Origin of the sequence: Chryseobacterium glaciei (genome assembly GCF_001648155.1) — a bacterium.
Taxonomy (GTDB): Bacteria; Bacteroidota; Bacteroidia; order Flavobacteriales; family Weeksellaceae; genus Chryseobacterium; species Chryseobacterium glaciei.
In genome coordinates this window covers 406397-420911 of the sequence record NZ_CP015199.1, presented here as the reverse complement: position 1 = coordinate 420911, position 14515 = coordinate 406397, and the positions used below count along the sequence as shown (strand labels likewise).

Below are 14515 nucleotides of genomic sequence, written 5' to 3'. Positions count from 1 at the left end.
ATAATTTGATTCTAAACATCTTTTATAAAATCCTCATATTCATAATAAAACCTTTCAAAGCCATCCATTTTTTCCACAAAGAATTCAAAAATTTCCTGCCATGTATTTTTATTGAAAACAGAAACATTATGTTTTTCAACCCAGATTTTAGCGATTACTTTTCCATTGTCTAATGTAAAATATTCTTCCTTTTGAAAATCTCCGATAAAATCTTTCAGAATATCCTCCAACGACCAGATTTTGTTATAATAGGCATTTCTGAAATCTTCATCTTTCATTTCTATATCTAAAGAAACTTCTGCTTTTCTAGTTTCTGCATTGAATTTGAAGGAAAAATCCTTAACCTTCGTATTATACAACAGCCATTTTCTCGGAAATGATTTCCCAAAAGCCGTCCAAAAGTCTTTTTTTATTTGTTGTGCTTCTTGTTTACTGAACATGGAGCAAAAATAGGGATTTTACACGGAAGTTGGAAGTCTGATGACGGAAGTCAATAATGCCGTTTAAAGGCTTCCAGCAACAATCTTCCAACTTCTGGACTTACTATTACACATCTCAAACTATTTTCTTATTTTTGCTGTAATGCTATCTAAAAAATCTCAATATGCTTTTAAGGCGCTTTCATATCTTGTAGAAAAAAGAAATGATGGCCCTGTTTTGATTTCCGAAATTGCGGAACGTAAAAAAATTCCATTAAAATTTCTGGAAAACATTTTGCTTGAATTAAAAAAAGCCGATGTCCTTGATAGTAAAAAAGGAAAAGGAGGCGGATATTTTTTACGGGAACATCCTGAAACAGTAAAACTTGCGAAGATCATTCGTTTGGTGAATGGTCCCATTGCGCTTTTACCTTGTGTAAGTTTAAATTTTTACGAAAAATGTGAAGACTGCAACGAAGATCACTGTAGTTTACATGATGTTTTGATTGAAGTTCGGGATGCATCACTTAAAATTTTAGAAGAAAAAACTTTACTGGATTTGATCGATTGATCTGATCCATTTTTTTTGAATAATTAGTCTACTTATTTGGTAGGATAATTATTTTATTAGATATTTGCATGACTTCAAATGGATAAATATGATTTCAACAGAAGATGCAGATACATTAAAACAGCTTTCAGTAGAGGATGGATTGAAATTTATTTCAGAAAAATTCTCAGACGGAGTTGTTTTCTCAACATCGCTTGGTCAGGAAGATCAGGTCATTACGGATATAATTTTTAGTCAAAAATTACCGATCAAAGTTTTCACATTAGATACCGGAAGACTTTTCTACGAACATTACGACTTACTTTCAAAAAATAATTCAAGATACAAGACGAAAACGGAAGTTTACTTTCCTGAAGCTTCTGATGTGGAGAAATATGTGAATGAAAAAGGGATCAATGCTTTTTATCATTCCGTTGAAAACAGAAAAGAATGTTGCTTTATCCGAAAAGTAAAACCTTTGAATCGAGCATTGGAAGGTGCAAAAGTCTGGATCACAGGTCTTCGTTCAGAACAATCTGAAAATCGTGAAAACATGCCTATAATCGAGTGGGATGAAGATAGAAAATTATACAAATATAATCCGTTGATTAGCTGGTCATATCAGGATGTTTTAGATTATTTAGATCAACATAAAGTTCAGGAATTGTCTTTGCATAAGAAAGGCTTTATCAGCGTTGGTTGCCAGCCTTGCACAAGAGCGATTGAAGAAGGAGAAAATCCGCGTGCCGGACGATGGTGGTGGGAAAGTTCACATAAAGAATGCGGGTTACATACGCATTAATTCAAATTTTAAGTAGTAAAAATGAGTAAACATACATTAGATTATCTGGAACAGTTGGAAGCCGAAAGTATTTATATTATGCGGGAAATTGCTGCCCAGTTTGAAAAACCGGCTTTACTTTTCAGTGGCGGAAAAGATTCTATTACATTGGTTCATTTGGCAAAAAAAGCTTTTGCTCCGATGAAGATTCCGTTTCCGTTGGTTCATATTGATACGGGACATAATTTTCCGGAAGCCTTGCAATTCAGAGATTATTTAGCAGAAAATATCGGAGCAGAATTAATTGTAAGAAAGGTTGAAGATACCATTAAAGCAAAGAATTTAACTGAGCCTAAAGGAAAATTTGCTTCGAGAAATTGGTTGCAAACTCATACTTTATTAGATACGATCGAAGAGTTTCAGTTTGATGCCTGCATTGGAGGTGCGAGAAGAGATGAGGAAAAAGCCAGAGCGAAAGAACGTTTTTTCTCTGTTCGTGATGAGTTTGGTCAATGGGATCCGAAATTACAACGTCCCGAATTATGGAATATCTACAACGGAAGAATCAATAAAGGTGAAAATGTAAGAGTTTTCCCGATATCCAATTGGACGGAGCTTGATGTTTGGAATTATATCAAAAAAGAAAATATTCAGCTTCCACCAATCTATTTTGCACATGACAGAGATGTGATTGAGTTTGATGGACAATTAATTGCAGTTTCCGATTTTATTCAAATTGATGAAAATGATACAATTGTCAATAAAAGAGTTCGTTACAGAACCGTTGGCGATATGACCTGTACCGCAGCGGTTGAAAGTTCTGCCGAAACTTTAGATGAGGTTGTTAAAGAAATTACGGCTTCCAAAATTTCCGAACGTGGCGAAACGAGAATTGATGATAAAGTGACGGAAGCCGCGATGGAGGACAGGAAAAAAGGAGGATATTTTTAAGCAATAAGCTAAAGGCAGTAAGCAATAGGCTTTCTAAAACTCATCACTCATCATTCATAACTTATAACTAAAATAAACGTGGACATATTAAGATTCATCACTGCGGGAAGTGTAGACGACGGAAAAAGTACGTTGATCGGAAGACTTTTGTACGACAGTAAAAATATATTGATCGACCAACTCGAAGCGTTGGAAAAACAATCAAAAAATAAAAATGAGGACGGAATTGATCTCGCGATTCTTACAGACGGTTTAAGAGCCGAAAGAGAGCAGGGAATTACGATTGACGTTGCTTACCGATATTTTTCGACACCGAAAAGGAAATTCATTATTGCAGATGCGCCGGGACATATTCAGTATACGAGAAATATGATTACGGGAGCTTCTAATTCACAGTTGATTGTGATTTTGATTGATGCAAGACAGGGTGTAATTGAGCAAACGAGAAGACATTCAATCATTGCTTCATTGTTAAAAATGAAAAATATAGTCGTTGCCATCAATAAAATGGATTTGGTTGATTATTCCGAGGAAATTTTTAATGATATTAAAGCTCAATATCAATTGGTTGCTCAGAAATTAGGGTTGCCGAATGTGAATTATTTCCCAATCTCAGCTTTTAATGGAGATAATATTGTTGAAAAATCTGATAAAACGAGTTGGTATAATGGTCCGACACTTCTTGATTTCCTTGAAAATGTTGAAATTAATCAAGACAAAGAAGTTCAAAAGCCTAGATTTCAAGTGCAATATGTTATTCGTCCGCAGACTGAAGAGTTTCATGATTACAGAGGTTATGCGGGTGAAGTGATTTCGGGAGTGTACAAAAAAGGGGACGATATTACGGTTCTTCCACAAAATATTCAAACCAAAATTTCAAAAATTGAAACAGGCGGAAAAGAAGTTGAATCTGTTTTCACCAATCAGCCTGCTGTTTTGCATGTTGAAGATGATATTGATATCAGCAGAGGAGATTTTTTAGTGAAAACTGACGATCTTCCGAAAGTTGAAAATGAAATTGAAGCCGTTGTCTGTTGGCTCGATAAAAAAGAACTGAACGAAGGAAATAAGTATTTCATTCAACATAAAAGCAAAGTTTTAAAAGCGATCATCAAAGAAATTGAATATAAAATTGATGTCAATACACTTGAAAAAACACCAATTAACGAAAGTGTTAAGCTTAATGAAGTCGTAAAAGTTCGCTTGAAAACGGCTTCACCATTGGTTTTTGATAACTTTGAAGACAGTCGCAATACCGGAAATGCTGTTTTGATCGACGAAACGAGTAATTCAACGGTTGGAGCAGTAATGATCTTATAATATGGTAATCTCTAGGAAAGTTCAGATCAGGTTAAATGTCCTGTTGATAACCGCTGTAATAGTTGCTATTGCGGTTTTTTCTATGTATGAAATGGGTTATCTTGATGAACTTCTGACCGTTTTAGAAAAGGATGATCATATTTTTTACTGGATGCTTTTGGTTGGTGTTTTGGCTGAAATTGTTGCCGGATCAATGGGAATGGGCTATGGCGTGATTTGTACGACAACCCTTTTATTTCTGAATATTCCGCCACATATTGTGAGTGCAAGTATTCATTCTGCCGAAAGTTTTACGACGGCCGCGGGAAGTATAAGCCATTTTAAATTGAAAAATATAAGTGTAAGTTTGGTTAAAAAATTAGCCATTCCTGCAATCATCGGAGCTGTGATCGGGGCTTTAAGTCTGACGTATGTTGGCGAATATTATTCAAAAATTACTAAAACGGTTATCGCTTTTTATACTTTATATCTTGGAATTCAGATTTTGTCGAATGCTTTTAAACCAAAACAAAATAAAGCTTTAAAAAGAAAAACCAACTTAACAAGATTAGGATTGATAGGCGGTTTTATAGATTCTTTCGCCGGTGGAGGTTGGGGACCTTTGGTTACCGGAACTTTAATTAAAAATGCTTTTACGCCGAGGTTTGCTGTGGGAAGTTCTACGGTTGCTAAATTTATTTTAACCATAACCGCTGCAGTCACTTTCTTTTTTACATTAGGAATTCAACATTGGAATATTATTTTAGGTCTTTTGATCGGCGGAATTATTACAGCACCATTTTCAGCGATGCTTACTGCAAAACTTCCGGTGAAAAAAATGTTTATTGTGATTGGAATTTTAGTGATTGTGATGAGTTGCATAACCATTTATAAATCAGTTTTCAGTTAAAAAAAACTGTTGATTGTGGAAAAATAAAATAGGTAAAAATGTATTTCAATTTTGAAAATACTTTACATTTACACCATAAAAAACAGAACATGAATTTACACGTTGTTGCACTTTTTAAGTTGAATGAAAATTACTTAATGGATGCGGTAGAATTATTTCAAACTTTGGTAAGAGAAACCAGAAAAGAAGAGGGTTGTCTGCAGTATGATCTTGTTGAAGACAAGGACACTAAAGGAACTTTTTTAATGGTCGAATTATGGGAAAGCGAAGAACATTTGAACCGTCATAATGGACAGGATCATCTTTTGGATTTCAGAAAAGATATTTCTAAAATGCTGGAAAGCTCAACTCAGGTATATAGAGGACGCAAGATTTTATAAGCGGGAAGTTTGAAGCAGGATGAGGGAAGTTTATAACGATTGAAAAAACTTCTAACCTCCATCTTCTGGCTCCTGACTTTAGTCATAAAATTTTAAAAGGCTGCTTACAATTTGTAGGCAGCCTTTTATTAGAAAAAATAGAAAGTATTAAAATTTTATTTTTGAAAGTAAATGGTGAATTCACTTTGTTGTCAATTCTTAAATTTCACAATTGACAATTGATAATTCACTTTTACACTATTTCACAATAAGTTTCTTCGTTTCTGTGCTTCCTCCGAAAGTTATTTTTACAAGATAATTTCCTGCGGTAAGGTGAGAAAGATTCAAGTCTTGCTTGTAGAAACCTGTCTGATTCGTTAATTCTGCCGTGTATACTTTTTTACCCGAAAGATCGTATACTTCTACATTACCTTTATTATTCGCTTTTTCTTTAACATCGAATAAAACAGTAACATGTTTATCAGCAGTTGTCGGGTTTGGATAAATTCCGAATGAAGCTTTTTTGTTAGCCATATCCGTAACTCCCAACGTTGAAGTGATATTTTTGTATTTAAAATACATATTACCAGTAGATTGACCTCCGTTTGAGACAAAATACATTCTGTAATAATCGCTTCCTTTTTTAATATAGTAAACTACATCGCTATACACTCCAGAAACAGGTTTCCACGAGTGACCGATTGATGTAATATTAGCTGAAAAAGCAGTAGAAGCCGGAGCCGTAAAAGTAGATGTAGCCTGAGTTTCCGGCTGTACTTTTGCAACGGTGATGCTCGGATTCTGGATAACTCCTGAAAGCGGATACATCATAATGTTGTTATAGAAAGTATAATACTTTGTAAACATTAGATCCCATGCGGTTTTTGCAGGTTCAAGATTTGCTACTTTATCATTTGTTGTGAATGAGAAATAGTTAAAATAAGCATCATCCGTTCCGTTTGCCAACGTTTTTGTTTGAGTAGCGTCCCAGGTTGTTCCGTTCCATTTAGAATATTTGAAAGTATAACCTCCAAAATAATCCTGAATAGCAAATTTTATGTACGTGTCATTTGGATATTTTAAAACAAATATAATTGTTCCCTCAATGTGGTGATTTGCCCCGTTGTATTGTCCCCATCCGTATGGAGCAGAGCCTTGTTCAAAAGCACCTTCCTGAATAGTAGTTGTATTATCCGGGTTGTAAAGTGGCTCACCCCAAGTTGATACATTAGCAACATTAATATTATCCCAATCCGCAAGGTTGTTTGAAGCCTGATATACTAAAATATCTTTAGCATCATTAATTCTTGTTCCAAAATTCATTGCAGAATTTCTGTAAAAAGCAACATCCCACGAATTGGCAGGTTGAGAAACAATATTATTTCCGGGTAAACTAAAGAATACACGATTCTGGTATCCTGAACCCATAGAAAGATCTACCTGTGTATATCCGTTAGCATCTGTTTGTGCCAACACGGTTTGCTGAACAGAAAGAGCAAATAGAGAAGCTAAAAGTAGTTTTGTTTTCATAATATCTTAATGTTTATTTTTCCTTATTTAGAATGATTCTACAAAACTATATAAATTATTTTTAACTGTTCTAAATAAAAACATGATATTTATCGTGTTTGCTAATTATTAAACATGAAAAATCCTTTATTAATGAGCTTTAACAATGTATTTTAATTTTTGTTCATAAAAAAAGCTGATCTATGAAATTCATAAATCAGCCATTTTAAATGTAAGTTAGTCTAATAAATCTTACTTTTTAATAAATTTTGATTTCACTACTGAACCTTCTGCAGTTTCAATAATGATATAGTAAACGCCTGTTTGAAGAGCGCTGATATCGAATGACTGTCCTTTCAATTTACCTTCAGCAACTTTTTGACTTCCAGCAGAATAGATTTGAACGTTTTTAGGATCTTTTTTAGCTACAAACTGTAATGCAGTGTTTTCAGCATTAATAGCGAATTTAATTTCTTCTTTAGATTTTGCAGCATCAGAAACAGCTAGAGTAGTAGTTGTATTATAAACTACGTTATCAATTTGTAATGCTGTATGCGCAACCGTCGGAGTAAATTTAAAAACAATATAAGTAGAAGAAGATGCAGGAACCGATACAGATACATTCTGATACGTTTCACTTGTTAATGAAATTGGCGCTCCTAGAGATACGAATGTTGTCATATCTGTTGGGCTTGATGCCAAACCTACTTCAAGAGTTCCGTTACCATTTGAACCTGTAGCTTTTGCAGCAACAAAAGTTAAAGTTTTGTTTCCTGTTGGAGCAACAATCTGTGGAGCGATCAAATATGAAGGTACACTTGTGTTGTTTCCAGAATATGCCTGAACCGCTTTATCAGTTCCGGTCGTAACGATCATCAATGGTGCAGGAGGAAATGGTAATGGGTTTGGCGCTATAACAGCTGTCCATCCGTTTTGAGGAAAAGTAGTACTTCCTGCAGTAAACCCGTCAAAGTTCTCATTAATAGTAGCTACTTGTGCATTAGCTGTCATAGCCGTAAGCATTAAAGTTCCAAAAAGTAGTCTTAATTTCATAACGTTATCTTTATTTAGAATTATTCCACAAAAGTAATAAATTATTTTTAATTGTTCTAAATAAAGCCCTATATTTGTCGAAAATTTTGCATCTATGAAGAAGAAAGTGCTTTCTATACTGTCTTTATCCACTGTATTTTGGATGAGCGCACAGGAAAAAGATTCTCTTAATCAGAAAAAAATAGAAGAAGTTGTCATTACCGGACAGTACATGCAGCAATCCATTAATAAATCTATCTATAAAGTTGAGGTTATTGATGCACAGCAAATTAAAAATATGGCTGTTACGAATGTAGCAGAAGTTCTAAATCAAAATCTTAACATCTTAATAGAACCGAACAGAGGCTCAGGAGATTCTAATGCTAATATCATGGGATTGAGTGGAGAATATACCAAAATTCTGATCGACAATATTCCTGTCGTAAGTGATCAGGGAATGGGGAATTTGGTAGATCTTACAAAAATTAACGTTAATAATATTGAGCGTATTGAAGTGGTAAAAGGCTCAATGGGTGTGGAATATGGTAACAATGCAGTTGCAGGTGTAATTAATATTATCACAAAGAAAAATTACAGTAAAAAATTCACCGGACAAGCTTCTGTACAGGAAGAAACGGTAAATAAAGATTACGATTGGCTTAAAAAAGGAAACGGAAGACACATACAGTTTTTGAATTTAGGATATAAAATTAATGATAACTGGTCTGTTTCAGCAGATATTAATCATAATGATTTTCAAGGATATAAAGGTAAATATGGAGGTTATAAATATTTCACCGAAAATAATGACGGAAATCGTGGTTACGAATGGATGCCAAAAGATCAACTTACAACTAATGGTGTAATCCGTTACAGTAAAAACAATACAAGCTTTTTCTATAAAGTAAACTTTCTTACAGAGAAAATTAATTCGTACAATCCTATTGTTGAAGAATTATATTTAGGAGGAGGAAACAGAACATATACTTCTAACGATACTGATTATAAAACGAAAAGATGGATTCATCAGTTTAATATTCAGACAAAATTAGGTTCAAGAATCAATTATAGTGGAGATTTTTCTTATCAGACTCAAGAAAGAAAACTTCAGGATTATACATATGATGTTCCCAACAGACAAGAGCTTTCAAGGGGAGCAGATGAGACATTTTTTAAGTCTGAAGTAATGTACTCCAGAGGAATGTTTAGCAATTTCTTAAATAGCGATAAAGTTAATTTCCAGTTAGGTTACGAACTAGACAGAACAAAAGGTTTTGCAAGTAATAAAGACGGTAATTTTGGGACGACAGGAGATAATACTGATATCAACAGGATTATTTTTAATTATGCTAATTTCTTATCCGCAGAATGGAATGCAACCAGTTGGCTTTCAGTGCGACCAGGTGTAAGGTTGGCTTTAAGCAATAAGTTTGATTCTCAATATAACTACTCAATTACAACAAGATTCAAAACAACTGAAAATTCTGATATTCGTTTAATATTTGGTTCTGCAAACAGATTCCCGACTTATGACGAATTATATACGATGAGAGTTGATTTCAACCACGATATAAGAGGAAATGAAAATCTTAAGCCGGAAACAGGATATTCAACAGGCGTATTTTGGGATTATAATACAAAATCTGCAAGTGACTGGAAATTCAATTTCAGTGCTTCAGGAATGTACCTTGATGTAAAAGATAGAATTGTAGATGTAGTTATCAGCAATAGCCCTTTAAAATTGACTTATCTAAACGTTGATAATTATAAATCTATGTTATTTGGCGGGGGTATCAATATCAGAAAAGGTGATTTTTCATTAAATACTGGTGTTTCAGTAATGGGAGTTTCTCAGGTATTAAATACAGGAAATATTACTTCGCCTGATGATTTTAATTTCTATACTGAAGCAAACTTAGCTGCAAACTATACTTTGGCTTCTACCAAAACTTTATTTGCGCTTTATTATAAATATACAGGAACTCAAAAAAGATATACTCATATAGCTGATCCTAATGATCCACAAAATCCGGGGCAATATGTTTTAGGAGAACTTGGAGACTTCAGTATGTTGAATTTTACCCTGAGCCAGCCGTTTTATAAAAATCATTTTGAAATAAGTGCAGGTGTCAAAAATATTTTTGATGTATCATCTGTAAGAAATACAATTCAGGGGGGTGATGGTCACAATACGGCTTTAGATCAACAGAATCTTTTCTATGGCAGAAGTTATTTCGCCAGATTAAATTATAATTTTTAAATAAATTAAAATGAAAAAAATACTTTTTTGCTTGTTAATAGGAGCTTCTTTTATATCTCAATCTTGTATTAATGATAATGAAGATCCGGTTGCTATAGCTCCTTCGGACGGTGCAAGAGTTGATCCTAATGTTGGTGGGGCAACGCAGCCCAATCAGGTTTGGTTTGATTTGGGGACGGATACTGAAATCGTAACAAAAAGAACAGATTGGGATCTTGCTTTTTATTCAGGAAGTTCATTTAAGGTAGTTTTAAATTCATCAATTATGATGGCCGCAGGAAAAATTCCTAATGCTACAAATATAGATCAGGTTACGGAAGCTAGTCTTACTACATTGAAAGACCAGGTTCAGGTGGCTAATTTTAACCCTTCAAACGTCACTTTTATAGATGACGTGAACGGAAATTTCCCTACAGGTTACACTGCAATTGACGAAATTAAACCAACTGATGCTGAAAATGCAATCTATTTGGTGAATATGGGAAAAGAAATTTTTGTAGGTTCAGTGTCAAATGGCTCCGTAGCAACGGGAGGTGACAACAGAGGTTGGATGAAAGTTCAAATCGTAAGATCCGGCGATGGATATAAAGTAAAATATGCAGCATTGAATTCTACGACTCACAGTGAGCTTACAGTTGCAAAAAATGCAGCTTACAATTATAATTTTGTGAGTTTAAAGAATAATAAAGAAGTATTTATTCAGCCTGAAAAAAAGAAATGGGATATTTGTTTTACGGTATTTACTAACATTATTACAGGCGCAGGAAGTTATATTTATGCAGATTTTGTAACTCACAATAACGTTGGTGGAGTTGGAGCATATGAAGTAGTCGTTACTTCGGGTTCAGGCGTGGAAGCTTATAATAATTTTAAAGCTTCAAATATCGATCAGTCTAAATTTATCTATAACGATCAGAGAATAATCGGATCAAATTGGAGAAATCCAGTTGGTACAAACGGATTAGAAGTATACGGAGATCGTTTCTATGTTATTAAAGATACAGACGGGTATTACTTTAAATTGAGATTTACAAGATTAACCAATAGCACTACTGGTGAGCGTGGTTTCCCTCAGTTTGAATACAAGCCTTTATAAAATAAATCAAATAATAGTATATCATGAAAAAATTCATTCTTGCAGCTTCTGTGCTTGTTGCAGTGTATTCTTGCAAAAAAGAAGAAGGTGCTAAAAAAGAAGATTCTACAGAAGTAAGTTCTGAAACTCCAAAATCTAATAATAAAATCGTTACTCTAAATGGAGGAATTACAGAAATTGTAAGCGCTCTGGGTCACGAAAAAGAAATCGTAGGAACAGACGTTACAAGTACATATCCTGAATCTTTGAAAGCTACAGCTAAAGATTTAGGTCACGTAAGATCAATGACGATCGAGCCGATCATGGCGGTGTCTCCAACATTAATTTTGGCTTCTGATAAAGATATCAACCCGGATTTAATGGGTAAAATCAAGTCTTCTGGAATTAAAACTGAGGTCTTTAAACAGGAATTTACAGTTGACGGAACTAAAAAATTAATCGCTGAGGTTGCAAAAGCAATCGGTAACACAGAGTATCAAAAATTAAATGATAAAATTGATGCTGATTTAAAACAAGTTCAGCCAATCGCTAAAAAACCAAAAGTATTGTTCATCTACGCAAGAGGAAACATGTTGATGGTTTCAGGTACGAAAACTCCAATGGACGCATTGATCGGTCTTGCAGGAGGTGAAAATGCGGTGAAAGATTTCGAAGATTTCAAACCATTGACTCCGGAAGCGGTTGTTAAAGCAAATCCAGACGTTTTATTCTTCTTCTCAAGCGGATTACAAGGTGCAGGAGGAAACGAAGGAGCATTGAAAATGCCAGGTGTTTCACAAACAAACGCTGGTAAAAACAAAAAGATTATTGCTATGGATGGAGGCCTGGTTTCAGGTTTCGGACCAAGATTAGGAGAGGCTGCTGTTGGATTAAACAAATTATTAATTGAAAGCACAAAGTAAACTATACTTTTATCTTACTATAAGTGCCCTATTGCTGGTTATTCTGGCAATTGTGGCACTTTATATTGGCGTTTACGACTTCAATGGTGTTTCGCCATTTACGGTTTTAAGTCAGTTCATTAAAGGTGATCCTAACTTAGCATTAAGCGATAAATATGTGATCTGGGATGTGAGAGCATCCAGAATTATTATGGCGATCCTGGTAGGAAGTATGCTTGCCGTTTCGGGGACTACTTTGCAGGGATTGTTTAAAAATCCTTTGGCGACCGGTGAGGCAATCGGTTTAACTTCCGGAGCGACGTTACTTGCGGCAATTGCCATTGTTTTAGGAGGACATTTCAAACAATATCTTCCTGAGATGGTACAATTTTCATTAGTAGGTATCTCAGCTTTTGTGGGAGCTTTATTAGCGATGATGTTGGTGTATAGGATTTCCACAAGTGCCGGAAAAACAAACGTTGTCATGATGTTGTTAAGCGGTGTTGCCATTACATCGATCGGGTTTTCAATTACCGGATTTCTGATCTATATTTCAAAAGATGAACAGCTAAGAGATCTTACGTTTTGGAATATGGGAAGTCTCGCAGGAGCAACTTGGACTAAAAATATAGTTTTAACTGTAGTTTTAATTATTTCTTACACCATTTTGCTTCCAAAAGGAAAAGCTTTAAATGCAATGATGTTGGGTGAAAAAGATGCACAGCATTTAGGAATAAATGTGGAAAGACTGAAAAAACAGATCGTGATTATCACTTCTTTAATGGTGGGAACATGCGTTGCATTTTCAGGGACGATTGGGTTTGTAGGTCTTATTGTACCTTATATTTTAAGGCTTTTATTTAAATCGAATTATGTGTTCATTTTACCACTGTCAGCGGTTCTGGGAAGTATTTTACTGTTGATTGCTGATACATTCAGCAGAAGTATTGTAGCGCCATCAGAATTGCCGATTGGTATTTTAACTTCATTGATCGGTGGACCTATTTTTATTGCTATTTTAATTAAATTCAAAAAATCATTGTAATGATAAAGGCGCATCAAATCAGTTATAAACATAAAGAATTCCATATTTTGGATGGGGTTGATGTCTCTTTGGATTATGGCGAATTTTTAGCAATTGTCGGTCCGAACGGAGCCGGAAAATCAAGTTTATTGAGCGTTCTGGCGAATGAGGTAAAATCAAAACAAAAAATTGTATTTAAAGATAAAAACCTGAACGACTGGGAGGTAAGAGAACTTTCAAAACATAAGGCAAAATTTTCTCAACACAACAGCAACGATATTACGCTTGAAGTAAAAGATGTCGTTATGATGGGAAGATATCCTTATTTTGATGCTCAGCCAAGACAGGAAGATATAGACGCTACCAACGACAGAATGCATGAAACCGAAGTTTTTCATTTAAAAGATAGAGAATACAATACTTTGTCGGGTGGTGAAAAACAGAGGGTACATCTTTCGAGAGTAATGGTGCAGTTGGAGAATGAGATCACTCATAAATTGGTTTTTCTTGATGAACCTTTGAATAATTTAGATGTAAAACATCAATACAAAGCGTTAGAAATCATTAAAAACTTTACTAAAAATACCAATTCTGCAATTGTTGTTTTGCATGATTTAAATCTTGCGGCTCAGTTTGCAGACAAAATATTATTAATGAAATCTGGAAGGGTAGCAGCATACGGAACACCGGAAGAAGTTTTCACTGCTGAAAATATCAGTGAAGCTTACAATTTCCCGTGTACTATTTGCGAACACCCGATTACAAATAACCCAATGATCATTTTTGGATAACCATGGAGAAAGATGAACTGAAAATTTTGGCTCAAAATCTTGCCAATCCGCAGGGAGAAAAAGGTAAAGAGATCGGCGAAATGATGAATGCCACAAACATCAGCATGACATTAGAAAGTATCAAAACGCTTTTAATAGAAGACGATGAACACATTCTTGAAATAGGCCACGGAAATGCCGGACACCTGAAAAGTATTTTGAATGTTGCCAATAATTTAAAATATACAGGAATCGATATTTCTGAAACGATGCAGAATGAAGCTAAAGATTTAAATAAAGAATTTAAAGATCAGGCCAATTTTATATTGTACGAAGGAAAAAAACTTCCTTTTGAAGATGAGGTTTTCGATAAAATATTTACCGTAAATACCGTCTATTTTTGGGAAGAACCTGTTGAATTTTTAAATGAAATTTGCAGAGTTCTAAAAGATAAAGGAACTTTTGTTCTCACTTTCGGACAAAGGGATTTCATGGAAAAACTGCCTTTCACACAATTCAATTTTACATTGTATAATACGGATGAAATGGAAGAAACGGTCTCTAAAAGTCATTTTAAACGAATGAAAATCTCTGAAAAAGAAGAAGAAGTGAAAAGCAAAACAGGAAACGAAACAATAACAAGAAATTATACAGTTTTAACTATAAAAAAATAA

General features: G+C 34.4%; 15 protein-coding genes. 12 read left to right on the top strand and 3 right to left on the bottom strand.

What is annotated here, in order from left to right; translation table 11 throughout:
- Positions 1 to 11: 11 nt before the first annotated feature.
- Positions 12 to 440 carry a DUF4268 domain-containing protein gene (locus A0O34_RS01905; RefSeq protein WP_066750674.1) on the bottom strand — a complete coding sequence of 143 codons (429 nt, stop codon included), beginning with the start codon at positions 438 to 440 and terminating at the stop codon, positions 12 to 14.
- Between the two features lie 142 nt (positions 441 to 582).
- Here A0O34_RS01905 and A0O34_RS01900 point away from each other — a divergent pair, with 142 nt between their 5' ends.
- From A0O34_RS01900 to A0O34_RS01875, 6 genes are all read left to right on the top strand, one after another.
- Positions 583 to 990, top strand: a complete 408-nt coding sequence (locus A0O34_RS01900) for an RrF2 family transcriptional regulator (RefSeq protein WP_066750672.1) — start codon at positions 583 to 585, stop codon at positions 988 to 990.
- 88 nt (positions 991 to 1078) lie between these two features.
- Positions 1079 to 1771 (top strand): phosphoadenylyl-sulfate reductase, encoded by a 693-nt coding sequence (locus A0O34_RS01895; protein WP_066750669.1) that lies wholly within the window; start codon positions 1079 to 1081, stop codon positions 1769 to 1771.
- A 21-nt stretch (positions 1772 to 1792) separates the two neighbouring features.
- Positions 1793 to 2701: a sulfate adenylyltransferase subunit CysD gene (cysD, locus tag A0O34_RS01890; RefSeq protein ID WP_066750666.1), complete on the top strand. Its 909-nt coding sequence runs from the start codon at positions 1793 to 1795 to the stop codon at positions 2699 to 2701.
- A gap of 78 nt (positions 2702 to 2779) precedes the next feature.
- Positions 2780 to 4021, top strand: coding sequence for a sulfate adenylyltransferase subunit 1 (locus tag A0O34_RS01885; protein ID WP_066750664.1), 1242 nt, complete (start codon positions 2780 to 2782; stop codon positions 4019 to 4021).
- Between the two features lies 1 nt (position 4022).
- Complete coding sequence (locus tag A0O34_RS01880) at positions 4023 to 4910, top strand: sulfite exporter TauE/SafE family protein (protein ID WP_066750661.1); 888 nt, start codon at positions 4023 to 4025, stop codon at positions 4908 to 4910.
- 89 nt (positions 4911 to 4999) lie between these two features.
- A complete protein-coding gene (locus tag A0O34_RS01875; protein WP_066759418.1) occupies positions 5000 to 5290 on the top strand; it encodes a putative quinol monooxygenase in 291 nt (96 codons plus the stop codon).
- A 237-nt stretch (positions 5291 to 5527) separates the two neighbouring features.
- Here the strand turns inward: A0O34_RS01875 and A0O34_RS01870 are convergent, their stop codons facing one another.
- Complete coding sequence (locus tag A0O34_RS01870; RefSeq protein WP_066750658.1) at positions 5528 to 6799, bottom strand: T9SS type A sorting domain-containing protein; 1272 nt, start codon at positions 6797 to 6799, stop codon at positions 5528 to 5530.
- A gap of 231 nt (positions 6800 to 7030) precedes the next feature.
- Positions 7031 to 7831: a T9SS-dependent choice-of-anchor J family protein gene (locus A0O34_RS01865; protein ID WP_066750655.1), complete on the bottom strand. Its 801-nt coding sequence runs from the start codon at positions 7829 to 7831 to the stop codon at positions 7031 to 7033.
- Between the two features lie 94 nt (positions 7832 to 7925).
- Between A0O34_RS01865 and A0O34_RS01860 the strand changes: the two genes are divergently transcribed.
- The 6 genes from A0O34_RS01860 to A0O34_RS01835 are packed head-to-tail and all read left to right on the top strand — an operon-like array spanning position 7926 to position 14515.
- Entirely contained in the window at positions 7926 to 10070 is a 2145-nt protein-coding gene (locus A0O34_RS01860; protein ID WP_066750652.1) for a TonB-dependent receptor plug domain-containing protein, read from the top strand.
- Positions 10071 to 10080: 10 nt separating this feature from the next.
- Positions 10081 to 11166, top strand: coding sequence for an HmuY family protein (locus tag A0O34_RS01855; protein ID WP_228394340.1), 1086 nt, complete (start codon positions 10081 to 10083; stop codon positions 11164 to 11166).
- A gap of 23 nt (positions 11167 to 11189) precedes the next feature.
- On the top strand, positions 11190 to 12068 hold the full coding sequence (locus A0O34_RS01850) for a heme/hemin ABC transporter substrate-binding protein (RefSeq protein WP_066750647.1): 879 nt from the start codon (positions 11190 to 11192) through the stop codon (positions 12066 to 12068).
- The gene (locus A0O34_RS01845; RefSeq protein WP_066750645.1) at positions 12052 to 13092 is read left to right on the top strand and encodes a FecCD family ABC transporter permease; all 1041 of its coding nucleotides are present in this window, start codon (positions 12052 to 12054) and stop codon (positions 13090 to 13092) included. The genes A0O34_RS01850 and A0O34_RS01845 overlap by 17 nt, the downstream gene beginning before the upstream one ends.
- Positions 13092 to 13862: a heme ABC transporter ATP-binding protein gene (locus A0O34_RS01840; RefSeq protein ID WP_066750643.1), complete on the top strand. Its 771-nt coding sequence runs from the start codon at positions 13092 to 13094 to the stop codon at positions 13860 to 13862. The genes A0O34_RS01845 and A0O34_RS01840 overlap by 1 nt, the downstream gene beginning before the upstream one ends.
- Before the next feature lie 2 nt (positions 13863 to 13864).
- Positions 13865 to 14515, top strand: a complete 651-nt coding sequence (locus tag A0O34_RS01835; RefSeq protein WP_066750636.1) for a class I SAM-dependent methyltransferase — start codon at positions 13865 to 13867, stop codon at positions 14513 to 14515.

Excerpts from the sequence above, each read along its gene's own strand:
- A0O34_RS01865 (WP_066750655.1), bottom strand. The coding sequence starts at position 7,831 with ATGAAATTAAGACTACTTTTTGGAACTTTAATGCTTACGGCTATGACA.
- A0O34_RS01870 (WP_066750658.1), bottom strand. The coding sequence starts at position 6,799 with ATGAAAACAAAACTACTTTTAGCTTCTCTATTTGCTCTTTCTGTTCAG.
- A0O34_RS01895 (WP_066750669.1), top strand. The coding sequence starts at position 1,079 with ATGATTTCAACAGAAGATGCAGATACATTAAAACAGCTTTCAGTAGAG.
- A0O34_RS01880 (WP_066750661.1), top strand. The coding sequence starts at position 4,023 with ATGGTAATCTCTAGGAAAGTTCAGATCAGGTTAAATGTCCTGTTGATA.
- A0O34_RS01860 (WP_066750652.1), top strand. The coding sequence starts at position 7,926 with ATGAAGAAGAAAGTGCTTTCTATACTGTCTTTATCCACTGTATTTTGG.
- A0O34_RS01835 (WP_066750636.1), top strand. The coding sequence starts at position 13,865 with ATGGAGAAAGATGAACTGAAAATTTTGGCTCAAAATCTTGCCAATCCG.
- A0O34_RS01850 (WP_066750647.1), top strand. The coding sequence starts at position 11,190 with ATGAAAAAATTCATTCTTGCAGCTTCTGTGCTTGTTGCAGTGTATTCT.
- A0O34_RS01840 (WP_066750643.1), top strand. The coding sequence starts at position 13,092 with ATGATAAAGGCGCATCAAATCAGTTATAAACATAAAGAATTCCATATT.
- A0O34_RS01875 (WP_066759418.1), top strand. The coding sequence starts at position 5,000 with ATGAATTTACACGTTGTTGCACTTTTTAAGTTGAATGAAAATTACTTA.
- A0O34_RS01855 (WP_228394340.1), top strand. The coding sequence starts at position 10,081 with ATGAAAAAAATACTTTTTTGCTTGTTAATAGGAGCTTCTTTTATATCT.
- A0O34_RS01900 (WP_066750672.1), top strand. The coding sequence starts at position 583 with ATGCTATCTAAAAAATCTCAATATGCTTTTAAGGCGCTTTCATATCTT.
- cysD (WP_066750666.1), top strand. The coding sequence starts at position 1,793 with ATGAGTAAACATACATTAGATTATCTGGAACAGTTGGAAGCCGAAAGT.
- A0O34_RS01905 (WP_066750674.1), bottom strand. The coding sequence starts at position 440 with ATGTTCAGTAAACAAGAAGCACAACAAATAAAAAAAGACTTTTGGACG.